The organism is Parabacteroides sp. PF5-6, from assembly GCF_029504695.1.
Classification (GTDB): domain Bacteria; phylum Bacteroidota; class Bacteroidia; order Bacteroidales; family Tannerellaceae; genus QVMG01.
This window is the reverse complement of record NZ_JAQFIN010000017.1, coordinates 55809-80227: the sequence shown is the minus strand read 5'-3', so window position 1 is coordinate 80227 and position 24419 is coordinate 55809. Positions and strand designations below refer to the sequence as shown.

Sequence of the window (24419 nt, the reverse complement as noted above, 5' to 3'; positions counted from 1 at the left end):
AGATTCTTATATTGCTAATTAATAGTCACTTAAAAGATCTAACCACCTCCCCCTCTCTTCGTTCGGGTACTCCTCCTTTTCAAAGGAGGAGAGCCGAGATAGTCCACTTGCTATTATTCTGCATCTTCACATTTTCTTCTATTTACCGCTCCGCGCCTACTAACTACTAACTACCAACTACTGAAGAAAATCGGAAGATTTTCTTCAATGCGATCTCTAAACCATTGAAAATGAAATACAAACACCCTCCCCAGAAACTACCGGTAGTTTGTTCGCGAACTACCGGTAGTTTGTTCGCAAACTACTAATACTTTGTTCGCAAACTACCGGTAGTTTGAAAAAGGGGGATTGCGGCAACGAAAACAAGGAGTAGATATTTGTTGACAACCGTCAACACATTTGTTGATAATTATCAACGTTTGAAGTAGCGAGCGCATAATCCGTGCTTGCATGGATTATGCCGAGTCACGCCAAACGACTAATCTTAATGAACAAATGAATAGTCCCACAAAATCCCTGCCGGCCTTTGGCCAAACTCCGGCGGCCTTTCGGGAAACCCTGCCGGCTTTTTCGGTAAAGGAGGCGGCTTGGTAGTCGAATGGCAGATGTTAATAAATGTAAGCGACAAATAGCGGTAAACCGATCATTCCGCACAGCGTTTTTCGTTTTTTTACTACCATCATACAGCCGGGACAGGCAACAGTGTTAAACCGATCACAGCCGAGGCTCGCCAACAGGTACCAGAAAGTTACTTACAGGAATTTTGGTGTTTTTTCGGCTATTCGGAATCGCTATACAGTTGATATACAGATGCAAAAGAAAATCCTGTATGATGTAAGTAAAAAAACGAAAAACTTTGTTCGGAGGGTATTTTTGGGATTTCCATTCGTAAACTGCGCGCGCAGCGCGTGACGCGCTTTCAAAGGATCACCCCGAACCGAAGGTCGCTTAGCGAAGCATAAAGCAAAAGTTGTGGAGTCGAACTTTGATGTGCAGGCGTCCTAATTTAGATAAAAAAACTCCTGAACTTCATTTGAAATTCAGGAGTTTCTCTTTTTAAAAGTGGTACCACCAGGAATCGAACCGGGGACACAAGGATTTTCAGTCCTTTGCTCTACCAACTGAGCTATGGTACCTTTTCCAATACGGGTGCAAAGTTAGGGAAACTTTTAAAGATGCCAAATAAATTGAAAAGAAAAAGGAAAGAAAAAATCCTTCAAACTATTTGACGGTTCAAAAATATTCGTACCTTTGCATCCGTATTGAAAAATCGGGATGTAGCACAGTTGGCTAGCGCGCCACGTTCGGGACGTGGAGGTCGGAAGTTCGAGTCTTCTCATCCCGACTACTCGAAGACTGGTATCAGATGATGCCGGTCTTTTTTTTGCGGTCACCGAGGCAAAACAAAAGAGGATGCACTTTCCAGTACATCCTCTTCTTTGTTTTGCGGTGCGGGATGAATTACATCATGCCACCCATACCGCCGCCCATACCTGCCGGGTTCATCGGCATAGCGGGAGCTTCTTCTTTCTTTTCGGCGATCACGCATTCGGTAGTCAGGAACATACCGGCGATAGAAGCGGCATTTTCCAAAGCGACACGCGTCACCTTCGCCGGGTCGATCACACCCGTTGCGCAGAGGTTTTCGTACACATCGGTACGGGCATTGTAACCGAAGTCACCTTTGCCTTCTCTGACTTTCTGTACCACTACGGCACCTTCTTTACCGGCATTGGCCACGATCTGACGAAGCGGTTCTTCGATCGCCCGTTTAACGATCTCGATACCTGTTGTTTCGTCTTCGTTTTCGCCTTTCAGGCCTTCCAATACTTCGATGGCACGGATGTAAGCGACACCACCACCGGGAACGGTTCCTTCTTCAATCGCTGCACGCGTTGCGCTCAGGGCATCATCCACACGGTCTTTCTTTTCTTTCATCTCCACTTCAGAAGCCGCACCGACATAAAGAACAGCTACCCCACCGGCCATCTTAGCCAGGCGTTCCTGCAGTTTTTCTTTGTCGTAGTCGGAGGTCGTTGTCTCCATCTGGGCTTTGATCTGAGCGATACGTGCCTGGATAGCGTCTTTGTCGCCGGCACCGTTCACGATCGTGGTATTGTCTTTATTCACGACAACCTTTTCGGTTGTTCCCAACATATCCATCGTTGCACCTTCCAGTTTCAATCCGGTCTCTTCAGAGATGACCGTTCCACCGGTCAGGATCGCGATATCTTCCAACATGGCTTTCCGACGGTCGCCAAAGCCCGGCGCTTTCACGGCACAGATCTTCAACGAACCACGCAGGCGGTTAACCACCAGCGTTGCCAACGCTTCGCTATCGATATCTTCGGCGATGATCAACAGCGGACGGCCGGTCTGTACGGTTTGTTCCAGGATAGGAAGCAGTTCTTTCAACACAGAGATCTTTTTGTCGTAGATCAGGATAAAAGGATTCTCCATCTGGGCTTCCATCTTTTCCGTATCGGTCACGAAGTACGGAGAGATATATCCGCGGTCGAATTGCATCCCTTCTACCACATCGACAGTCGTTTCCGTTCCTTTGGCTTCTTCAACCGTGATCACGCCTTCGGTTTTTACTTTCTGCATCGCTTCGGCAATCAGTTTACCGATGCTTTCGTCGCCATTCGCCGAGATCTTGGCTACGTTTTCGATCTTACCCAGGTCGTCACCTACCGCCTCAGCTTGAGAAGCCAGGCTTTCAACCACTTTAGCGACGGCTTTGTCGATACCGCGTTTGAGGTCCATCGGATTGGCTCCGGCAGTCACGTTCTTCAGACCGACCGTGATGATCGACTGTGCCAGGATCGTAGCAGTAGTCGTACCGTCACCGGCATTGTCGTTTGTTTTAGAAGCCACTTCTTTCACCAACTGCGCACCCATATTTTCGAACGGGCAGTTCAAATCGATTTCTTTCGCTACCGTCACACCGTCCTTGGTGATATGCGGAGCACCGAATTTCTTCTCGATAATCACGTTACGTCCTTTCGGGCCCAGGGTTACCTTCACGGCATTCGCCAATTCATCCACACCTTTCTTCAAAAGGTCGCGGGCTTCCATTTCATATTTGATCTCTTTTGCCATTGTTTTAACAGCCCCCTCTAACTCCCCCAAAAGGGGAGAACCCGTAGCGAGGCATGGGGTTATTGCTTTATTGTATTATTGTATTATTTTCTTATTTATTCTTTCTCTTAAGGCCTTAGATAATCGCCAAAATATCAGACTGACGCATGATCAGGTATTGTTCGCCTTCCAGTTCGATTTCCGTACCGGCATACTTGCCATACAATACGCTATCGCCCGGTTTCACGACCATATCTTCCTCTTTCGTTCCGTTACCTGTAGCTACCACTTCACCTTTCAGCGGTTTTTCTTTTGCCGAATCGGGAATAATAATTCCGCCTACTGTCTTCTCTTCTGCTGCAGCCGGCTTTACCAGCACTCTGTCTGCTAATGGTTTAATGTTCATCTCTTGCTATTTTTTTTAGTTAATACTTTATATAAGTTATTTGCATTGTTTTGCCTAAGCATTAGCGAATTTTGTGCCAAAAAAAGAAGACAAGGAGAAAACTGACACCTTGTCTTCTTTGACTGACAATCATACCGAATGACAGGCCTTGCCTGTCATTCGGGAATTAAAAATTACAAATTACGAATTAAAAATGAATAGGATATCGCTTTGCGTCCATTCGTAATTCGTAATTCGTAATTTTTAATTTTTAATTGACTTATCGCAGCAGATGAACGAGTTCATCTGTTGCGATAAGTTGCTGTTCGCCCGTAAGCATATTTTTCAGATTGATCTTGCCTGCCTCCATCTCGTTCTCACCGACGATCGCCACATACGGGATCTTCTTGGCATCGGCATAGCTCATTTGTTTTTTCATCTTGGCCGGTTCGGGATAGAGTTCCGCCCGGATACCTGCCGCACGCACCTGAGAGACGATCGGCAACAGGTAAGTTTCTTCCGCTTCGCCAAAATTGACAAACAAGACCTGGGTAGTCTGTAATGAACCTTCCGGATAGAGATTCAACTGGTTCAACACATCGAAGATCCGGTCGGCACCAAAAGATATTCCGACTCCCGATACGCCTTGCAAGCCAAACACACCCGTCAGGTTATCGTATCGTCCGCCACCGGTGATACTTCCGATCTCGACATCCAACGCTTTCACTTCGAAGATCGCACCGGTATAATAATTCAATCCTCTGGCCAATGTCAGGTCCAGATCCAGTTGGGCACGGATCGGTATGTGATGCAGTTTATCCAGGATAAGATCCATCTCTTCCACCCCTTTGATGCCGATCTCCGACTCCTGAAGTGTTTGTTCCAGGATATGGATCTTCTCTACGTTGGTTCCTTCCAGACGGATAATCGGTTGCAAGCGCTCGATCGCCTCTTCCGAGAGGCCTTTACCGCGCAGTTCTTCGTTCACTTTCTCCAAACCGATCTTATCCAATTTGTCGATCGCTACGGTTATATCCACAATCTTATCGGCTTCCCCGATGATCTCGGCGATGCCGGTCAGGATCTTCCGGTTATTCATTTTGATGGCTACCCGGATGCCCAGGCGATCGAATACCTCATCAATAATCTGGATCAGCTCCACCTCATTGATCAATGAATCGGAACCGACCACATCTACGTCACACTGGTAAAACTCCCTATAACGTCCTTTCTGCGGACGGTCGGCACGCCATACCGGTTGAATCTGATAACGTTTGAAAGGAAAATTGATCTCATGACGATGTTGCACCACGTAACGGGCAAAAGGAACCGTCAGGTCGTAACGTAATCCTTTCTCACACAGGCGGGAAGCCAGGCGGGCTGTATTCTTCTCTTGCAATTCTTCATCTGAGATGCCCGAAAAGTAATCCCCTGAATTCAGGATCTTGAACAATAACTTATCCCCTTCTTCGCCATATTTACCCATCAGGGTAGACAGGTTTTCCATCGCCGGCGTTTCGATCTGTTGAAAGCCGTAAAGATGAAATACCTCGCGGATCGTATTGAAGATATAATTACGTTTCGCCATTTCCTCCGGCGAGAAGTCTCTGGTTCCTTTTGGGATAGATGGTTTCTGCATACTGCTACTTTACTTTTATATTTAGAAGATGCAAAGATAAGGAAATACCGGTATTTCCTTATCTTTGCTCTCTGGTTTAAAATTTTAGAGCGCAAAAAGAATGAACAAAGCATTGCACCAGTTAGGCGAATACAGCCTTCTGATGAAGAAAAGCATCTCCATCCCTGACCGATGGAATATGTTTTTCAAACAACTGGTAAAAGAAATATACAAACTGGGAGTCGATTCCTTGTGGATCGTGATTATCATCTCGGTTTTTATCGGTACGGTTATCGCCATCCAGGTATCCCTGAATATACAATCGCCATTGATTCCGAAGTTTACCATCGGGTATATGACCCGTGAGATTATCCTATTGGAGTTCTCCTCCTCCATCATGGCCTTGATCCTGGCGGGTAAGGTAGGCAGTAATATCGCGTCGGAGATCGGCACGATGCGCGTCACCGAGCAGATCGACGCCATGGAGATTATGGGTGTCAACTCGGCCAACTACCTGATCCTGCCGAAGATCGTCGGATTGATGCTATTCATTCCCGTTTTGGTTATCTTCAGTATGTTCACCGGCATCATCGGCGGGGTGTTTGCCAGTTACTTTGTGGAAGGAATGTCGTCCACTGATTTTGAATACGGCCTGCAATACTGGTATAATTCCTTTTACATCTGGTACTCCATCATCAAATCCGTGGTATACGCCTTTATCATCGCTTCCATCGCCTCCTATTTCGGCTATTACGTGAAAGGCGGAGCCTTGGAAGTGGGCAAAGCCAGTACCAATTCGGTCGTTATGAGCAGCATCATGATCTTGCTGGCCGACGTTATTCTAACGCAATTATTATTGACATAAGATGGTTGAAGTAAAACATATTATCAAATCGTTCGACGGACGCGTGGTCCTGAACGATATCAACGCGGTATTCGAAGATGGGAAAACCAATCTGATCATCGGCCGAAGCGGATCAGGAAAGACGGTATTGATCAAGAATATCATTGGCCTGATGCTTCCCGACTCCGGCGCGATCTTATACGATGGGCGCGACCTGACGGCCATGACCAAGAAAGAGACCAAGCATCTGCGGCGTGAGATGGGTATGCTTTTCCAGGGATCGGCATTGTTCGACAGCATGACGGTATTGGAGAATGTGATGTTCCCGTTGGATATGTTCTCCAAAGACTCATCCAAAGAGCGGAGAAGCCGGGCAGAGTTCTGCCTCGAACGGGTCAACCTGCAGGATGCCGGTCACCTCTTCCCTTCGGAGATCAGCGGGGGTATGATGAAACGTGCCGCTATCGCCCGCGCCATCGCTTTGCAACCCAAATATCTCTTTTGCGACGAGCCCAATTCCGGACTCGACCCCAAAACCTCCCTGATCATCGACGATCTGATCCACGACATCACCACCGACTACAATATGACCACGATCATCAACACCCACGACATGAACTCGGTCATGAATATCGGCGACAACATCATCTTCATCAAAGAAGGCAACATGGAATGGCGCGGCCATAAAGACGAGATCATGACCTCCACCAATAAGGCACTGAATGATTTTATCTTTGCATCCGATTTATTCCGAAAGGTCAAGGAAGTAGAGATGCATCAGGAGGAAGGGTAATCAAAAATATCATATATACTATCTCGGTGTCCTCGCCTGGTCAGGCGAGGGGGACCATCGCTTGCGATGGTGGAGTGGTGGTTCCTATATTGTAAACAAAGACAACCACCCCACCGCTGCAAGCAGCGGTCCCCCCCGCCTGACCAGGCGGGGACACCGAGATAATATATTTGATAGTTTCCCAGGGTTCCCGCTGGTCACCCTGGGCTGAGTCTAACGCGCTTTCAGCGCCCAACAGGTTAATAACCGAAAATCTCTTCCTTAGTTAACTTTTTCACCGGGCCATATTCACCGAGTGCCTTCAGATCCAGATCATTCGCATCGCCCAGGACACAATAGGTATATTTCCGGTCTTTGACCCACTTCTGCTGGAAGTCGACAATCTGCGGCAAGGTCATAGTCTGCACTTCGTCGAACAACTGCTTGCGCCCGTCGTTATCCAGTCCCAGATCCTGGGCATAGAGGTACGACCAAAGCACATTCGCTTTCGTGATCCGCTCGGTACGCATCCGGGTGATCAAACCTTCCTTAGCCAGGGCAAAGGCACGTTCAGACTCCGGCATATTGTTGATAATATCATCGAAAGCTTTCATGGCGTCGATCATCTTATCGTTCTGCGTAGCGATAAACGTGCGGTAGACATACGGATCTTTCAGCTTCGAAGGAGAGATCAGGTAAGCGCTGGCCGAATACGCCAGTCCACGGGCTTCGCGCATCTCTTGGAAGACAATCGCATTCATCCCGCCACCGAAATACTCATTATACATCTCTGCGGTCGGTTGCATCGCGGCATCGTAGCGCTCGCCCCGGTTGGATACGGAAGAGAAATAGATCTGTTTCGCATCATACTGTGCCAACAACACCTGGTTCTCCGTCGTTTCCGCCCGCTTGAATTCTTTCTCTTCCGGCACAGGCAATAGGGTATCCGGTGTTTTGTGGTACTTCTCGATCGTGGCCACCAAGTCATTCAGTTTTTCCGGGCCATAATACAATACCTTATGCTTGTACGAATTGATCTTATGGATACGGTCGACCAATTGCGCGGGATCCATCGTCTGCAGTTCTTCGGTAGACAACACATGAGTCGTCGGCGAGTTCGGTCCCCAGATCGCATATTGCACCAGCGCGCTGAAGTTCTGCATCTGATTCAATTTGGCATCCGCCCGTTTCTTCAGGATATCACCCGTCAGGTTGGCATAGGTTTCTTTATTCACCTGCGCATCCGCCAATAACTCTTCAAACAGCGCCATCGCTTCGGGCATCTTTTCCGCCAGCCCTTCCAGCGTGACATACGTGCGGTCGCTTCCCGGATACACACCGAAGTAACAAGCCAGTTTATAGAATTCTTCGTTGATCTGCTGCAGGCTCTTCGTCGAAGTACCCAGGTATTTCATGTATTCAAAAGCCGTACCCAACGCTTTGTCATGGTTATTCCCCATATCAAAGACATACAAAAGGGAGAAGATGCCGTTTGTCACGTTCTGTTTGTAGAGCACTTCGATGCCGTTCTTCGTCTGGGCACGCTGCATATCTTTCTCGAAATCGATAAAGACCGGTTCGATCGGTTGCACTTCCGAAGCCTGGATCTCCGTCAGGAACGTGCTACTCTTGTCGCGGTTCGTTTCGATCGGCGTGATCGCCGGTTTCTCGATCTTCAGCTCATTCGGGTCTTTGCCTTCCCGTTTGTAGACCACCGCGTAGGTATCGCCCAGGTATTTATTGGCGAAGTCTACGATCTGCTGTTTATTTACCCGGCTCAGGCGATCCATCCGTTCCACCTCGTTCTTCCAGGGTGTTCCGTTGATAAAGGAATTGATAAACATACTGGCACGCACGTAGTTATACTCCATACGCGACACTTCCGACAGTTTGAAATTGTTGATCGTTGCTTCCAACAGCTCTTCATCGAACTCTCCGTTGCGTAATTTGGCCACTTCGCCCAACAACAGCTCTTTCACCTCATCCAGGGTTTGTCCCTGTTTCGGACGGCCATTCATCATAAACATCGTATGATCGGCCATCGTCCAGCCGCCGGCATACGAGCTCAATACCTTCTGTTGCTGGTTCAGGTTGACATCCAACAAACCGGCCTTGCCGTTGTTCAGGATACTGCGGGCCAGGGTCATCAGGTCGTTATCCGGACTTCCGGCACCGGGCACACGCCAGCCGATATTGATATTCGCGGCTTCCAATCCCAATACCTCTTTCTCGGTCACGCTCTTGAGCGGCGATTCGTGTACTGCCGGCGGCTGCGGCAGGTTCGGGTTGGGTTGCATATCGCCGAAATACTGATCGATCACCCGGATCATCTCTTCCGGATCGAAATCGCCGGAAAGACAGACCGCCATATTGTTAGGCACATACCAGGTTTTATAGTAGTTCTTGATGTTGGTGATCGAAGGATTCTTCAGATGCTCCTGCGTACCCAGTACGGTCTGCGAGCCATACGGGTGATCGGGGAAGAGCATCGACAATAGCGTCTCGCTCACCTTACGTCCGTCGCTGGTCAGCGACATATTCTTCTCTTCATACACCGTTTCCAATTCGGTATGGAAGCCACGGATCACATTGTTTTTGAAGCGGTCGGCTTGGATCTTCGCCCAGTTCTCGATCTGGTTCGAAGGGATATCTTCCTGATAGACCGTTTGGTCGAAAGAAGTGTATGCATTGGTTCCATTCGCGCCGATAGCCGACATCAACTTATCATACTCGTTGGGGATCGAGAGCTTCGAAGCTTCGTACGATACGCTGTCGATCTGCTGATAGATCGCTTTGCGCTGAGCGTCGTCCGTGGTCTGGCGATACACTTCGAAGAGCCTTTCGATCTCATCCAGTAAAGGCTTTTCCTGTGCGTAGTTCTGGGTACCGAACTGTTGGGTTCCTTTAAACATCAGGTGCTCGAAGTAGTGAGCCAAGCCTGTCGTTTCAGCCGGGTCGTTTTTACCGCCTACCCGGACGGCGATGTAGGTTTGGATACGTGGCGTTTCCTTATTGACAGTCATGTACACTTTCAGTCCGTTGTCCAGGGTATAGATACGGGCTTTCATCGGATCGTTGGGGACAGTCTCGTAGGGATACGGCGACGTCTCCTGGCAAGCTGTAAATATTCCCATAAATACAGCCAACGTGAATAAGAATAGAGAATTGCGCATAGAATTAGTATTAGGGATTACGCCCCAAATATATGCTTTATTTTTATAGAAAGGTAAGAGGTTCAGGTTTTTTCAACTGAGTTGGCCAAAAAGCCTTAAAGCCCTTAAGGGCCTTAAAAGCCTTAAGGGCTTTAAGGATTAAGGGGTTTAAGGGGATTAAGGGGATTAAGGGGGGGGGGGAGGGTGCTTTATAAGCAGAAAACTTTTTTGATTACTTCGACATGATCGAGCTTTTCCCAGGTGAAGAGTTCCACTTCCCGGATGATGGGCTCGGGCAGATAACGGGAAGTAAATACCTTGGTCACTGTTTCCGGGCGGCGCCCCATGTGTCCGTAGGCGGCGGTTTCCAGGTAGATCGGGTTGCGCAGGTTGAGCCGTTCTTCGATGGCTTTGGGACGCATATCGAAGATATCCTGAATCAGGCGGGCGATCTCACCGTCGGTCATATCCACATTGGCACGGCCGTAGGTATTGACGAAGATATTCATCGGATAAGCCACGCCAATGGCATACGATACCTGCACCAGCAATTCATCGGCCACCCCGGCAGCCACCAGGTTCTTGGCGATATGGCGAGCAGCATAAGCCGCCGAGCGGTCGACCTTCGAAGGGTCTTTGCCCGAGAAAGCGCCTCCCCCATGGGAAGCTTTTCCGCCGTACGTATCCACAATGATCTTCCGTCCCGTCAGACCGGTATCGCCATGCGGGCCACCGATCACGAACTTACCCGTGGGGTTGATATGGTATTTGATATCATCGTTGAACAAGGCTTGCACATGAACGGGGTATTGCTCCATCACGCGGGGGATCAGGATCCGGCGCACGTCGTCGGCAATGCGTTTCTGCATCGCGCTGTCGGCTTCCGCCTGCGTAATGCCCAAGGCACCGATAAACTCATCGTGCTGGGTGGAGACCACGATCGTATCCACACGCAGCGGCGCTCCGTTATCTTCGTATTCGATCGTCACCTGTGCTTTGGCGTCGGGACGCAGGTAAGGCATCAGGTGCAGTTCATGTTTGCGGATATGTGCCAGCTCTTTCAACAGGCTATGCGAGAGATCCAACGCCAGCGGCATAAAGTTCTCCGTCTCGATCGTGGCATAACCGAACATCATACCTTGGTCGCCCGCCCCCTGATTCATCGGATCTTCGCGCTCGACACCCCGGTTGATATCGCCACTCTGCTCATGGATCGCCGACAAGACGCCGCACGATTTGGCTTCAAACTGATATTCGCTTTGGGTATACCCGATACGTTCGATCACCGAACGCACCACGTCCTGCACATCGACATACGCACTCGATTTTACTTCTCCGGCCACAACAACCTGTCCGGTGGTTACTAATGTTTCGCAAGCTACTTTCGAGTTGGCATCATGCGCCAGGAACTCATCAAGCAAAGCATCCGATATCTGATCGGCTACTTTATCGGGGTGCCCTTCAGACACCGATTCGGAGGTAAATAGATAACCCATTTTGACTATTTTCTTTTAAGATAATACATTCTAACGAACTGACCCGTGAAGAAGTATATTGCCGAACGGCAAAAAGCGGAGTTTGTTTTTAGCATTTTTTCCTGTGGTTGCAAGCAATACAAATCTGTCCACGTCAATTCGGGGGCAAAGATAAGGAATATTCCACAAAATCAGGTCATCCGAATGATAATTACGCCATTATTGAATGATTTCTTAACCTCCCGTATACCGAAAAGCGCTATTTTTGCAGCATTGGGGTGTTAAAAGAACGCTTATAATTCTGAGTCACCCCATTAATCTGAAACATCTGAATACATATATAATATAGTAAAACATGAATTACACCAAAGTTTTCTTCTCCGCTTTGCTTTTATGCATCGCCATGAGCCTGCAGGCGCAGGTCTCTTTCGGTCGATCCGCGATGATCAACAACGACTGGAAGTTTATCCTCAGTGATGAAACCCACGCGCAAGCCACTGCTTTCGACGATTCGAAATGGAAAGCAGTCGACCTGCCGCACGACTGGACCGTCAAAGGTCAGTTGAGCCCTACCCTGGCCAGCGCCACCGGTTATCTTCCCGGCGGTATCGCTTGGTATCGCAAGACCCTCGATATCCCGCAGGATAAACAGGGCGAAAAGGTTTACCTCTACTTCGAAGGGGTCTACAACCGGAGTGAAGTCTACCTCAACGGCAAGCTCTTGGGCAAACGCCCGAACGGGTATGTCTCTTTCCTCTACGACGCGACGCCGTTCGTCGAATATGGGAAGACAAACACCTTGGCCGTTCGCGTAGATCATAGCCAGAGCGCCGACTCACGCTGGTACACCGGCTCGGGTATCTACCGCAATGTCTGGCTGGTCTATGCCGATCCCGTGCATATCGCGCAATGGGGCGTTTATGCCTTCCCCAAGGTAGCCAATGCCCGCCAGGGCGTCTTGCAGGTGGAGGTGACGGTGCAGAACGACGACGCTTCCGCCGCCACCCTTTCCATCGTCAACGAACTGATCGACCCCGCCGGAAAGAGCGTCGGCAAGAATACCCGCAAGCTCTCCATCGCCGCCAACCAGGAAGGCAAGATCCAGGCAGAGCTGAAAGTCAACAAACCCGCACTCTGGGACCTGGACAATCCTTCGCTTTATACCTTGCATACCACGGTGATGCGCAACGGAAAAGTGATCGATGAAACGCAGACGAAGACCGGCTTCCGCCACTTCGCGTTCGATCCGAACAAAGGTTTTGCACTCAATGGCCAGGCCATGAAGATGAAAGGCGTCTGTATCCATCACGATGCCGGCGTACTGGGTTCAGCCGTTCCCCGCGACGTATGGAAAAGAAGGATCCTGACTCTGAAAGAGATTGGTTGTAACGCGATCCGCACCAGCCACAACCCGCAGGCACCCGACCTGTACGCGCTCTGCGACGAACTGGGTATGTTGGTATTGAACGAAGCCTACGACGAATGGGAATTCCCCAAGCGCAAATGGCTCGAAGGCTGGAACGTGGGCACGCCCGGTTTCCAGGGCAACTATGATTTCTTTGAAGAATGGGGCGAGAAAGACCTGGCGGATATGGTCTGCCGCGACCGCAACCATATCTCCGTCTTTGCCTGGAGCATCGGCAATGAGGTGGACTATCCAAACGACCCCTACTCCCACCCCGTGCTCGACGGTGGCAGAGATACCGGCTTTACCCAACCGATCTTCGGTGGCTACAAGAAAGACGCGCCCGACGCCATGCGCCTGGGAGCGATTGCCAAACGTTTGGTTAAGGTAGTAAAAGAATACGACCCGAACCGTCCGACCACTGCCGGCCTGGCCGGTGTTGCCATGTCGAACGAAACGGAATACCCGGGCGCTTTGGATATCGCCGGCTATAACTATACGGAAAGCATGTACGACGCCGACCATCAGAAATACCCCAACCGCATCATCTACGGTAGTGAGAACCGCCACGAACTGAGTGCCTGGCAGGCAGTGACCGAGCGTGAGTTTATCTTCGGCCAATTCCTGTGGACCGGTATCGACTACCTGGGTGAGTCGGGCCGCTGGCCTTCCCGCGGGTTCTATTCGGGCTTGTTGGATTTCGGTGGCTTTATCAAGCCGAGAGGTTACTTCCGTCAGTCGCTTTGGGCAGATCGTCCGGTGTCTTACCTGGGCACTTACCCGACGCCGGGACAAGGCGGTGGCAACCAGATGGCCGATGTATGGTCGCAGACCGAAGGCTCCCGCATGGAACGTTTCCCGTCGATGGATGCCTGGTCGGTTTGGAACTACGAAGAAGGCCGTTCGATCCGCGTGGTCTGCTACACCAACGCCGCCAAAGCCCGACTGGAGCTCAACGGTTCGATCGTTGGTGCCGAAAAGAATTACGACGAGAAAGTGGGTATTATCTATTGGGATATCCCGTTCAAAGCCGGCAAACTTGAAGTCGTCGGCATGGATGCCACTGGCAAAGAGACGACCCGCTACGCCATCCAGTCGTCCGGACGTCCGGCAGCGATCACCGCGGAGATTGTCGATAAAGAGATCTGTAAAGACCGGGGATTGATCCAGATCGTATTGCAGGTGGTTGATGAAAAAGGCATTCCCGTGATGCTGTCCGACGATGAGATCACCTGCCGCGTCAAAGGCCCTGCCCGCCTGTTGGGACTCGAAGCGAGCAACAACTCCGATATGGGTGATTATACCGACAACCGCCAGCGCGCTTTCAACGGCAAGCTCCTCGCCTACCTCGAAGCGACGGGCGAAGCCGGGGAAGTACGCATACATTTCTCCTCCCCCTGGCTCAAACCGCTTGAGCTTACATTTGAAACGAAGTAAAAGAATAGCCACGGATAAGATTTTATCCGTGGCTATTCTTTTTCACTCCATGATCATCTCAAACTGATCGAAGGCTTCCGTCCGGTGCGCCAGATGCTTCGTCGAGGGTGAGATACCGAACAGGGGAGAGTAGGTTCTCACCTTGATGGTCTTGCCGTCGGGCATAAACTCCAGGATGCGCAGCCAGCCGTCGCCCCCATTGCCTTCCCAGCCGCCACCAAGGATCTGTACGTTGAACATCATCTGATGTACATCCTTTCCGGCTTTGTTCTTATCGACACGGTAAGCGACCGAATCTTCGAAATCGCCCGGTTTGCCGGTATGACCGCAAAGAACCATACGGATATTACTGGAGGGCTCGATCAGTTTTTCCCAAACACCAACGCCCCAGTTGCGTGGAGTGATACGATAGTTCTCGTTATCGGTCCGTTCGGCTGTCCGTTGACGCAAGAAAGAGTGAGTCATAAAGATGACTTTATGTTCTTTGTATTCCGGTTTGGCGGCTAATTCTTTCGCCCAGTGAAGCACCTCGTCACGCGGCGCGAACTCGGAAGTGATCACCAATAGTTTTCCCCAGTTCGGTTCAACAAACTCATACGCTGAATTCTCCAACGACTCCACACCGCTACGGTTAGGAAACACACTGACACAGATATCCCGCCAGGCCCTATTCCGTTCGAAGGGGAAATACTCCGGGAACTTCGTATTCCCATTCTCCGCGCTGCGGTATCCATACTCATGATTCCCGGCAGAGATGATATAAGGAACCTTATTATCCAACCGCTCGAAAGCACGCGAGGCGGCTTCCCACATCTCCCGACTGGTCTGGTTCACCATCTTGCGGTTGCGCACGATATTCTCATTCTGCTCAACAATATCCCCCGTGCACAATACCGCTTTGATATTCAGTTGATCGATATGGTCTGAGATCCATGCCGTACACAGTTCGAACAACGGCTGGTTGATATCATACTTCATATAACCCTGTGGATCACCCAATAGGATCATAGAGAAAGAGTTCGGATCGGTCAGTTCTTGCTGATCCGCCCGGTTTTGAGCCAAAGCAACGTAAGAGATATGCAATAAACAACAGATAGACAGTAGTGCTTTTTTCATTGTAATGTATTTATTTGAGGAGAAACAATTCTTTTACAAATATACGAAAAGCCGAACACAGAAGCAAGCGATTTCCACGCCCATAGCTTATAAACGGTGGCAAAACTATCACCCCATTATTGATAGCTTTGCCACCGTCGTTAATCTTTATTAACTCTTTTAGGGCCGTTTTTTCAGATTTGAGAGGTTTTTTTTCAGATTTGAGAGGTCGTTGCGGCAGCGCACCCGTAGATTTGCACCGAAAGTATGAGTTACAAAGGCTAACAAGAAACACCTCAAAGAGAGAGTACTTTATGCCTTACATTAATAATATAGAGATGCAAACAAAGGTTTTGTCCCGCGATTCGTTCTGCTGGGTATATATCGTAAAGGAGAATAAAGAAACGGAAGAGATCGGATATAGTCCGTCCTTGCCGCGTATGTTGGCTATTTGTCGGGGGAAACACCTGACGTACTACCGCCAGTTTTCCCATCCGGTCGATGGCGTGGCACATAAGCTCTATCTGCAAAACCTCTCGGCGGAAAGCCTGATGCATTTCGTGAGTTACTATAATGCCGACGGATCGAATCTATTGGAGGAATTTCAATTTATAAATTACCATTCATAATTAACAACGCAGATCGCTTACTAAAGCGTAAAGCCATTAAAACATTTACAAACATGAAACAAAAATCTCTTTTTAATCGAGTCTTATTGCCATTGTTCTTTATGACAATTTGTTTGCACCTGCAGGCGCAGGTTGCTACGGAATCAATCGTGGTTGGTGGTATGGATTTTAATCCAACAGCATCCGATATGTCTGGTACCGGATGGAGCTGGAATAAAACAACCAAAACGCTAACGCTGGAAAGCACTTACAGTGGCGGTTCAATTGAATTTTACTTGAACGAAGAAGCTAATGTCAAGTTGACCTATAGCGGCAATGTAACAATCAATGAGAGCTATAAGAGCGCCCTTCAATTTGAAGGTGGTTCCCTGACGATTAATGGTTCCAGCGGGACATTAACCTTTAGTAATGCCGATCAAAACAACGCTCTATATATTAGGGTTGGCGATCTGATTATCGAAAGTGGAACGGTATCGGCTACCGGTATCTTAATGGGAAAGGGTAACCTCACGGTATCCGGCGATGCCCAACTATCGTCAATTGCTAACGAATCAGCAGGACTTAATATGACGAATGGCAATATAACGATTAGTACAAGTGCGGATTGTACCTTTGAAAGTACCAACACCATGAGGTATAGTGGCATCCGCTCGGGAAATGACCTGACAATAGACCTTACAGATATGGCGGGTATATTAACGGTATCGGGCTATTATGGTATAGAAATGATAGCAGTGGGTAAGCTAAATATCACCGGCACAATGAATACAACCGGCAAATTGGATATTACCGGGACTAAAAGCTATGGCATAGAGCTAACTGGCGACGCAACCATCGATGCCACTGGTGAAATTAATATCAATACCCAAACGACAGGAACTGTTTGTGCCATTGGATGCAATCCTACCAATGGGGCGAAAAACCTCTCAATCGCTAACGCAACCCTTACCATTGCCGCTAATGAAGATAATACAACAAATGGTAATGCAACAAACTGCATCACCACCGTTGAGAGTGGCAGTGTGGCGTTCAAAGGAAAGATCAATAATAACTTGATAATCAATGATGGAGCAGTAAGCACACAGACTGTTGCCGGCGTGGATGCCAATGCCAAAGATATGATAACCAACGGCAAGATCTACCACATCGATGGAACGTTGAACGGCAACTCTGCCCCAGATAAGATCTCGTCCGAAGATACATTTATTGCTGCCCTGAGAAATACCGATGCTTCCGACCCCATTATCTTAGGCAAAAGCTTCGACCTAACCCAAGATGTCAAAATGGGTGCAGATCACGCAATCTATACCAATGGAAAAACACTGACCCTTACGAATGGTGGTTCAATTGATTGTAATGGGAACGCCATAACTATCAACGGCGGAGGGGTAATCAGTATTGAAAACACCGACAAGGATGGTATCTATGGTAATGGCAGCAACGGGAATACTACCTTTAATCATATCACGGTCAACCTAAAGAACACCGAAAGAGGGGGATTGAATATCAATGACGACATCAAAATAAGAGCCAATGCAAAGATCATCCTGAACTCCGCCACGGGAACAAACTTATTATCGATTGCAAAAGGAAAAAAACTATCACTTTATACCGATGCTGAGCTTACGATCGAGAACTTTTCCGATACGGGTATCCATAACGAAGGAGTATTAAGTATAGAAGGTGGTACGTTAACAATAAAAAAAGGAAACGGAAATAACTACGGAATTAAAAACAACGGTGAAGCTGAAATAGCATATCGCGGAGGCACACTGACCGCGGAAAACGGTGGTGCAATTTACCTGGCGGAAGGTTCAGAAGTCTATCGGATGCCTGGCAAATTCAAGGATCAGGGGATAGACTTTACGGGTGAAAACGATATTACAGTAGGCGCCGCCACTGCCGTACCTACCGCTAATGGTTTGTCTGAAGGGTTATATGTATGGGATGATAGTAACGAGATGTTTATCAAGAGCGGCACTTATGAGGAGCCGGTAGATATAATCTCCCATACCCTGACGCTCACTGTTACCGATGGTATCACCTGTGACTACGCTACCGGTAGCCATACCATTGCCGAAGGGGATCATCTCTTCCTGAGCTTCTTCCCCGAAACAAGTGGGATGACTGCCGAAGATATTCTCTTCCTGGTGGATGGCGTGGAGACGGCATTCAATGCATCTGTCGACGGACGCGGTGGCAGTTATATCCTCAACCCGATCGAGAAAGACCTGGATGTGGTGATCGCCCTGCGCGAATATCCGGTGACCCTGCCGGAGATCGAAGGACTGACTATCACCGCCAGCGGGAAAGCAATCTACGGCCAGCCATTTACCTTTACGATCAGTAGCTCGACACTCGATCTGTCGGCAATGAAGGTATTTGTCAATGGAGAGGAACTGACAGCCAACGCCCTGCGTGCCGAATCGTATACATATACCATCGCTAAGGTGGAAGGACCGATCGTCATCACCCTCGAAGGGTATACCACGGGCCACGCCTCTCTTGCCACCGGCAAGATCCGCGTGGCAATGGACAATGGACAATTGACAATTGACAATGAAATGGCCAATGCGGTCGACATCGCTATCTACAGCGTCACCGGCCAAAACGTCGTGTCGCTTCGCGCCCTTCGCGGTTCAAAAACAGTTGCTTTGTCCGCCGGCGTTTATGTGGTCCGCGCCGGAACACAGACGTGGAAGGTGATGGTTAATGATTAATTGTTAATTGTTAATTATTAATTATTAATCACTTACGACTTATCACAGACAAAGATATTCACCAGACTAACCCGGCATTATTATCCTCCGGCAGCCCCGTTCGCGGGGACTGCCGGTTTTTCAATTCCTCACGTTTATCCCTCCCCAAAAAAACATTGCACTTTATTCGATCAAAGCGCAATGTTTTTTCGCGCAAAGTGCAATGTTTTTTCACCCAAAGTGCGATGTTTTGGAAAAGGGGGTTTTGGCGGGTCAAATATCGTGAGAAGTGAAGGTTTTTCCGGGGTAGCAGATGGACATTCTTGGCTGGGGCTGACCCAAAAGTATAAGATATACTATCTCTGTGTCCTCGCCTGGTCAGGCGAGGGGGGCCATCGCTTGCGATGGTGGAGTGGTTGTTTACACACATACCGTACTGAAGTACAGATTCTTGACAGAAAAGACAACCACCCCACCGCTACAAGCAGCGGTCCCCCCCGCCTGACCAGGCGGGGACACTTAGTTCGTATATCTGATACTTTTGAGTCAACCCCTACGGCGAGGTACGAACCGGGAGGTGGTTAGATTCTTATATTGCTAATTAATAGTCACTTAAAAGATCTAACCACCTCCCCCTCTCTTCGTTCGGGTACTCCTCCTTTTCAAAGGAGGAGAGCCGAGATAGTCCACTTGCTATTATTCTGCATCTTCACATTTCCTTCGATTCACCGCTCCGCGCCTACCAACTACTAACTACCCACTACTAACTACTGAAGAAAATCTTCTGATTTTCTTCAATGCGATTTCTAAACCATTGAAAATGAAACACAAACACCCTCCTCAGAAACTACCGGTAGTTTGCGCACGAACTACCGGTAGTTTGTTCGCAAACTACTAATACTTTGTTCGCAAACTACCGGTAGTTTGAAAAAGGGGGATTGCGGCAGCGAAAACAAGGAGTAGCTATTTGTTGATAATTATCAACGTTTGAAGTAGCGAGCGCAGAATCCGTGCTTGCATGGATTATGCCGAGTCACGCCAAACGACTAATCTTAATGAACAAATGAATAGTCCCACAAAATCCCTGCCGGCCTTTGGCCAAACTCCGCCGGCTTTTGGGGAAACCCTGCCGGCCTTTTCGGTGAAAGAGGCGGCTTGGTAGTCGAACGGCAGATGTTAACTAATGTAAACGACAAATAGTGGTAAACCGATCATTCCGAACAGAGTTTTTCGTTTTTTTACTACCATCATACAGCCGGGACAGGCGACAATGTTAAACCGATCACTATTGGAGCGCTCCAACAGGTATCAGAAAGTTACTTACAGGATTTTCACTGCTCTTTTTATTATATAAAACAGCTATATGATTGATATACAGAGGCGAAAGAAAATCCTGTATGATGTAAGTAAAAAAACGAAAAACTCTGTTCGGAGGGTATTTTGAGGGTTTTTGTTCTTTAGGATCAAGTATTTTGAGATGTGAAGATTGTCTGAACTTAGATTATACTGATTAAATGATAGTCTATGAGTTTGCAAGTGAGATATATTCAGGTTCATAGTTCATAGTTCATCATTTAATCAGTAGAATCAGAGTTCAGAAATCAAATAGGGTGAGATCGGATCTTGCTTATACGGTTTAGAAAAACAGTTCCGGCTCCTTGCGGGCGGCCAGGGCTACGGCAAACTTCTGTCCGACCATATCGAAGAACTCTCCACTGAAACGACGTACCTGCAAGGGGCAAACCACGATACAACGGCCACAGGAGCGACACTGAGCCACGTCCGTCACCCGGGGATCGGCGGCGCTGATCGCCTGGTAGGGACAGAGCTCGACACAGGTTCCGCAGGCATTGCATTCCTCCTCTACCCGGATAGGCATGGGATGCGAGGGGCCGATGTCGCGGTACGGACGGTTGCCTTTGATCGCCGGAAGCGGTAAGGCTTCGATAGCTTCGGCGTTATCCAATAACGCAGCGAGCTGTTTGCCGTATTCGGCGGCCAGGCGCATATCTTTGGCATCGGGACGGCCCGTGGCAACATGAGAGAAGATAGAGTGCTGGGCGACAAAGGCGGCGGCGGAAATCAGCCGGAAACCGTTTGCTTCGATGAGGTCTTTCATCTCGACCAACGCATCTTCGTACTCCCGGTTTCCATATACAGCAATCACCACAACGGGCGTCCCCTCCCCTTTCAGGTAGCGGAAAGCTTCCTGTGCCCGTTCGGGGATACGGCCGGAATAGACCGGAGCACCGAGGATCAATAGTTCGTCTTTGCCCAGTCGGATCTCTTCCGTGGGCAGTTGCTGGGTGATATCGTATTCGCGGATCGCATCTGTGCCGAACTGGGCAGCGACCTGCCGGATGATGCGTTGGGTGGTGTAGGTGGCACTGAAATATGCCAGGTTGATTTTCATAGAACTTCTTTTTTATATTTATATCTCACAATTGGCTAAGGCCAATCTTCAATTCATAATTAATAATTAATAATTAATTCAGAAATCCCTGATCCTTTAAGACCTTCAACAGCACCTCCGAGAAGTACTCGTTGTTCTTCCGCGTATAGCGGATATCGGTAAACACCTGTGCCAGGGTTTCTTTGTTGTTGATACGGGTATATTCGCGGTTGGCCTCCAATTCTTCTTTGGCTTTATATAAGGTATCGATGGAAGCCGGGGTATAGTCGGTATAGACTTCATTGTGAATAATGGCTTCGACCGGCAGGCGTTCGGGCTGAACGGGTAAGGGTTCGGCGGGATAACCGACGGTGACCGTGACGATGGGCACAACCAGGCGGGGCAATTTATACTCGGCGATAAACTTATCGGCATTGTAAGCGGTCGTCCCCAGGTAGCAGATGCCCAAGCCGCGCGCTTCGGCTGCATCGCAGAAGGCCTGGGCGAAGAGCATGGCGTCGATGGTTGCCGCCAGGAAGGTCTGCAGGTTATCGAAACCGGCCTCTGCCTTGCGGTTCTCCGCCCAACGCACGAAGCGGTTGGCATCGGCGCAGAAGGTTAATACGACGGGCGCTTCCGTGGCCATCTTCTGGTTGAAATGGAAAGGTGCCTGCCGCGCTTTGGCTGCGGCATCGCGGGTGACAATCACACTATACAACTGCATATTTCCGGTGTTCGACGCACGCGACGCCACTTCAAACAGTTCATTCAATAACGAGGCGGGGATCTCCTGTTCGGTGTACTGACGGATGCTCCGTCTGTTTTTCATACTTTCTATTAACATTGTGTCTTTTCTTTATTTCTTCTACAAAGATACGACTTAGAACCTACTCTACAAGCGTGGGACTGACTATATATAGGTATTTCCTCCCGCCAAATTACCTAAAACGGGGGATTACGCACGTCCATCCTTTTGCGGAACTTTGCAGCGCATTTCAAGAATAAAACAGACGACAAAAGTTTATGGAATTGAAAACAAAGACTCGCGCAAACGCCATTATTCTCTTCTTACTCCTCTTGCATTTGACTTCCGCTTACGCCCAGCAGAAAGGCATAATCTCCGGCCGGGTGGTCTCGTCCGGCAAAGAGGTGGTCGACTTCGCCACGGTATACCTGAAGAACAGCAGCTACGGCAGCGCGACCGACGGCGAAGGGCTTTACCGCCTGGAGGCACCCGCGGGCAAATATACGCTGGTAGTCTCGGCGATCGGGTATCACACGGTGGAGAAAGCGATCGATGTCATCGTCGGGAAACAGACAAGGCAAGAGATCATTCTCAGTCCGTCGACTACCGAACTGGAAGAGGTCGTTGTGGTCTCCAACGGACTGAGCCGCATGAAACGCTCGGCATTCAATGCCGTGGCGATCGATACGCGGGCGATGCAGAACTCCACGCAGAACCTCAGCCAGGCCTTGACGCAGGCGCCGGGCATGAAGCTGCGCGAATCGGGTGGCGTCGGCTCGGAGATGCAGCTGATGATGGACGGCTTCAGCGGCAAGCATATCAAGATCTTTATCGACGGTGTGCCACAGGAAGGGGTAGGCAGCTCCTTTGGATTGAATAATATACCGGTGAACTACGCCGAGCGGATCGAAGTGTACAAAGGCGTCGTGCCGGTGGGCTTCGGCACGGATGCCATCGGCGGGGTGATCAATATCGTGACCAAAAAGAACCGCAACCGGTGGTTTCTCGATGCTTCCTATTCCTATGGCTCGTTCAATACGCATAAGTCGTACGTCAACTTCGGGCAAACCTCCCAGAGCGGGTTGACTTACGAGATCAACGCCTTCCAGAACTATTCCGACAATGACTATTCCGTTGATACGCCGGTCAAGGACTTCGAGACGGGGGCGATCAATAAGAAAAATATCGAACGGGTGAAGCGCTTTCACGACACCTACCATAACGAAGCGGTGGTCGGCAAGATCGGTATGGTGGATAAAGCGTGGGCCGACCGGCTGATGTTGAGTTTCACCTATTCGAATATGCACAAGGACATACAGACCGGTGTGCGCCAGGAGGTAGTCTATGGCGCGAAATACCGCAAAGGACATTCGCTGATGCCGGCCTTGGAATACCGCAAAAGTAACCTCTTCGTCCAAGGGCTGGACGTTACCCTGACGGCCAACTACAACAAGAACATCACGCACAATGTGGATACCTCGGCGTATGAATTTAACTGGCGCGGGGAGATGCGCCCCTTACGTATGCCGGGCGAGCAGTCGTACCAGCATACCCGCTCGGACAATAACAACTGGAACGGCACACTGACGGCGAACTACCGCATCGGACAAGCGCATCTGTTTACCCTCAACCATGTATTGAACCAGTTCAAACGCTCCAACCGGTCGCTCTTGAATGAGAATACCGGTGCGGAAGCCATTGCCAAAGAGACACGCAAGAACATCACCGGGCTGTCGTACCGCCTGATGCCGTCGGAGCGCTGGAACCTGTCGGCTTTCGCCAAGTATTACGATCAGTATGTGGCCGGCCCCATTGCCACCTCATCGGCACAGGATCAATATACCCGTACATCCCATTCGCTCAACAGCCTGGGCTACGGGGCGGCAGGCACCTATTTTATTCGGAAGAGCCTGCAGGCAAAACTCTCGTACGAAAAGGCGTACCGCCTGCCGACCAACGAAGAGATGTTCGGCGACGAAGACCTGGAGACGGGCGATCTGGCGATCCAGCCCGAGAATAGCGACAACTACAACCTGAACCTGAGTTATAACGAGCGGTTCGGCGCGCATACCGTCTACCTCGAAGGGGGACTGGTCTATCGCGATACGAAAGACTATATCCAACGCAAGCTGGTTGACCTCAGTGGTGGGAAGTCGGGCGCTGCCTACGAGAACCACGGCAAGGTGGAGACCAAAGGATATACCCTCTCCGCCCGCTACGGCTTTGATGATTGGGTGAGTGTGGGAGGTAATTATACGCAGATGAACGTGCGCGACAATGTGCGTACCATCGCCGGAGGCACGGCACAGGAGAGCCTGACGTACGGTGCCCGTATGCCGAACCTGCCCTACCGGTTCGCCAACTCGGATGTCTCTTTCTACTGGCGCGACCTGGGACAGAAAGGCAATCTCTTGACCCTCACCTACGACAACCTCTATATGCATAGCTTCCCGCTCTATTCCGAGGCATTGGGCAGTGAGACGAAGTTTGTGATCCCCAGCCAGTTCTCGCATAACCTGACTTTGTCGTACAGCCTGAAGAACGGGCGTTACAACCTCTCGTTCGAATGCCGGAACTTCACGGATGAGAAATTATACGATAACTTCAGCCTGCAGAAAGCCGGACGGGCGTTCTATGCGAAGCTGAGGGTGTACTTGGGGAATTGATGTGGAAATATTGGAAAATAGAGA

General features: G+C 49.5%; 14 protein-coding genes and 2 tRNA genes. 7 read left to right on the top strand and 9 right to left on the bottom strand.

Going from position 1 to position 24419, the window contains the following annotated elements:
* Window positions 1-1063: 1063 nt before the first annotated feature.
* Window positions 1064-1136, bottom strand: a tRNA-Phe gene (locus M2133_RS14745).
* Window positions 1137-1271: 135 nt separating this feature from the next.
* On the opposite strand from M2133_RS14745, the gene M2133_RS14740 reads away from it, so the two are divergent.
* A tRNA-Pro gene (locus tag M2133_RS14740) sits at window positions 1272-1345 on the top strand.
* A gap of 116 nt (window positions 1346-1461) precedes the next feature.
* On the opposite strand, the gene groL is transcribed toward M2133_RS14740, so the two are convergent.
* The 3 genes from groL to hisS all read right to left on the bottom strand — a co-directional run bounded on the left by groL (window position 1462) and on the right by hisS (window position 5105).
* Window positions 1462-3102 carry a chaperonin GroEL gene (gene groL, locus M2133_RS14735; protein WP_277466956.1) on the bottom strand — a complete coding sequence of 547 codons (1641 nt, stop codon included), beginning with the start codon at window positions 3100-3102 and terminating at the stop codon, window positions 1462-1464.
* A gap of 115 nt (window positions 3103-3217) precedes the next feature.
* Window positions 3218-3487 (bottom strand): co-chaperone GroES, encoded by a 270-nt coding sequence (locus tag M2133_RS14730; protein ID WP_277466955.1) that lies wholly within the window; start codon window positions 3485-3487, stop codon window positions 3218-3220.
* A 259-nt stretch (window positions 3488-3746) separates the two neighbouring features.
* Complete coding sequence (gene hisS, locus M2133_RS14725) at window positions 3747-5105, bottom strand: histidine--tRNA ligase (RefSeq protein ID WP_277466954.1); 1359 nt, start codon at window positions 5103-5105, stop codon at window positions 3747-3749.
* A 100-nt stretch (window positions 5106-5205) separates the two neighbouring features.
* Here hisS and M2133_RS14720 point away from each other — a divergent pair, with 100 nt between their 5' ends.
* On the top strand, window positions 5206-5949 hold the full coding sequence (locus M2133_RS14720) for an ABC transporter permease (protein ID WP_277466953.1): 744 nt from the start codon (window positions 5206-5208) through the stop codon (window positions 5947-5949).
* A gap of 1 nt (window position 5950) precedes the next feature.
* The gene (locus M2133_RS14715; protein WP_277466952.1) at window positions 5951-6721 is read left to right on the top strand and encodes an ATP-binding cassette domain-containing protein; all 771 of its coding nucleotides are present in this window, start codon (window positions 5951-5953) and stop codon (window positions 6719-6721) included.
* 239 nt (window positions 6722-6960) lie between these two features.
* Here the strand turns inward: M2133_RS14715 and M2133_RS14710 are convergent, their stop codons facing one another.
* Both M2133_RS14710 and metK read right to left on the bottom strand, forming a co-directional pair.
* Window positions 6961-9834, bottom strand: coding sequence for a M16 family metallopeptidase (locus tag M2133_RS14710; RefSeq protein ID WP_277466951.1), 2874 nt, complete (start codon window positions 9832-9834; stop codon window positions 6961-6963).
* A gap of 227 nt (window positions 9835-10061) precedes the next feature.
* Window positions 10062-11348, bottom strand: a complete 1287-nt coding sequence (metK, locus tag M2133_RS14705; protein WP_277466950.1) for a methionine adenosyltransferase — start codon at window positions 11346-11348, stop codon at window positions 10062-10064.
* Between the two features lie 334 nt (window positions 11349-11682).
* On the opposite strand from metK, the gene M2133_RS14700 reads away from it, so the two are divergent.
* On the top strand, window positions 11683-14169 hold the full coding sequence (locus M2133_RS14700) for a sugar-binding domain-containing protein (RefSeq protein ID WP_277466949.1): 2487 nt from the start codon (window positions 11683-11685) through the stop codon (window positions 14167-14169).
* Between the two features lie 42 nt (window positions 14170-14211).
* Here the strand turns inward: M2133_RS14700 and M2133_RS14695 are convergent, their stop codons facing one another.
* Complete coding sequence (locus M2133_RS14695; RefSeq protein ID WP_277466948.1) at window positions 14212-15285, bottom strand: metallophosphoesterase; 1074 nt, start codon at window positions 15283-15285, stop codon at window positions 14212-14214.
* Between the two features lie 317 nt (window positions 15286-15602).
* Between M2133_RS14695 and M2133_RS14690 the strand changes: the two genes are divergently transcribed.
* A complete protein-coding gene (locus M2133_RS14690; RefSeq protein ID WP_277466947.1) occupies window positions 15603-15893 on the top strand; it encodes a hypothetical protein in 291 nt (96 codons plus the stop codon).
* Between the two features lie 53 nt (window positions 15894-15946).
* A complete protein-coding gene (locus M2133_RS14685) occupies window positions 15947-18613 on the top strand; it encodes a hypothetical protein (protein WP_277466946.1) in 2667 nt (888 codons plus the stop codon).
* A gap of 1615 nt (window positions 18614-20228) precedes the next feature.
* Here M2133_RS14685 and M2133_RS14680 read toward each other — a convergent pair.
* Window positions 20229-21005 (bottom strand): EFR1 family ferrodoxin, encoded by a 777-nt coding sequence (locus M2133_RS14680; protein WP_277466944.1) that lies wholly within the window; start codon window positions 21003-21005, stop codon window positions 20229-20231.
* 73 nt (window positions 21006-21078) lie between these two features.
* Window positions 21079-21828 (bottom strand): nitroreductase family protein, encoded by a 750-nt coding sequence (locus M2133_RS14675; protein ID WP_277466943.1) that lies wholly within the window; start codon window positions 21826-21828, stop codon window positions 21079-21081.
* 179 nt (window positions 21829-22007) lie between these two features.
* Here M2133_RS14675 and M2133_RS14670 point away from each other — a divergent pair, with 179 nt between their 5' ends.
* Window positions 22008-24395 (top strand): TonB-dependent receptor, encoded by a 2388-nt coding sequence (locus M2133_RS14670; RefSeq protein WP_277466942.1) that lies wholly within the window; start codon window positions 22008-22010, stop codon window positions 24393-24395.
* Window positions 24396-24419: the final 24 nt, after the last annotated feature.

Bases quoted from the DNA above. Each gene is read 5' to 3' on its own strand.
- M2133_RS14695 (WP_277466948.1), bottom strand. From the start codon at position 15,285: ATGAAAAAAGCACTACTGTCTATCTGTTGTTTATTGCATATCTCTTAC.
- metK (WP_277466950.1), bottom strand. From the start codon at position 11,348: ATGGGTTATCTATTTACCTCCGAATCGGTGTCTGAAGGGCACCCCGAT.
- M2133_RS14730 (WP_277466955.1), bottom strand. From the start codon at position 3,487: ATGAACATTAAACCATTAGCAGACAGAGTGCTGGTAAAGCCGGCTGCA.
- hisS (WP_277466954.1), bottom strand. From the start codon at position 5,105: ATGCAGAAACCATCTATCCCAAAAGGAACCAGAGACTTCTCGCCGGAG.
- M2133_RS14710 (WP_277466951.1), bottom strand. From the start codon at position 9,834: ATGGGAATATTTACAGCTTGCCAGGAGACGTCGCCGTATCCCTACGAG.
- M2133_RS14700 (WP_277466949.1), top strand. From the start codon at position 11,683: ATGAATTACACCAAAGTTTTCTTCTCCGCTTTGCTTTTATGCATCGCC.
- M2133_RS14670 (WP_277466942.1), top strand. From the start codon at position 22,008: ATGGAATTGAAAACAAAGACTCGCGCAAACGCCATTATTCTCTTCTTA.
- M2133_RS14720 (WP_277466953.1), top strand. From the start codon at position 5,206: ATGAACAAAGCATTGCACCAGTTAGGCGAATACAGCCTTCTGATGAAG.
- M2133_RS14690 (WP_277466947.1), top strand. From the start codon at position 15,603: ATGCAAACAAAGGTTTTGTCCCGCGATTCGTTCTGCTGGGTATATATC.
- M2133_RS14685 (WP_277466946.1), top strand. From the start codon at position 15,947: ATGAAACAAAAATCTCTTTTTAATCGAGTCTTATTGCCATTGTTCTTT.
- groL (WP_277466956.1), bottom strand. From the start codon at position 3,102: ATGGCAAAAGAGATCAAATATGAAATGGAAGCCCGCGACCTTTTGAAG.
- M2133_RS14680 (WP_277466944.1), bottom strand. From the start codon at position 21,005: ATGAAAATCAACCTGGCATATTTCAGTGCCACCTACACCACCCAACGC.
- M2133_RS14715 (WP_277466952.1), top strand. From the start codon at position 5,951: ATGGTTGAAGTAAAACATATTATCAAATCGTTCGACGGACGCGTGGTC.
- M2133_RS14675 (WP_277466943.1), bottom strand. From the start codon at position 21,828: ATGTTAATAGAAAGTATGAAAAACAGACGGAGCATCCGTCAGTACACC.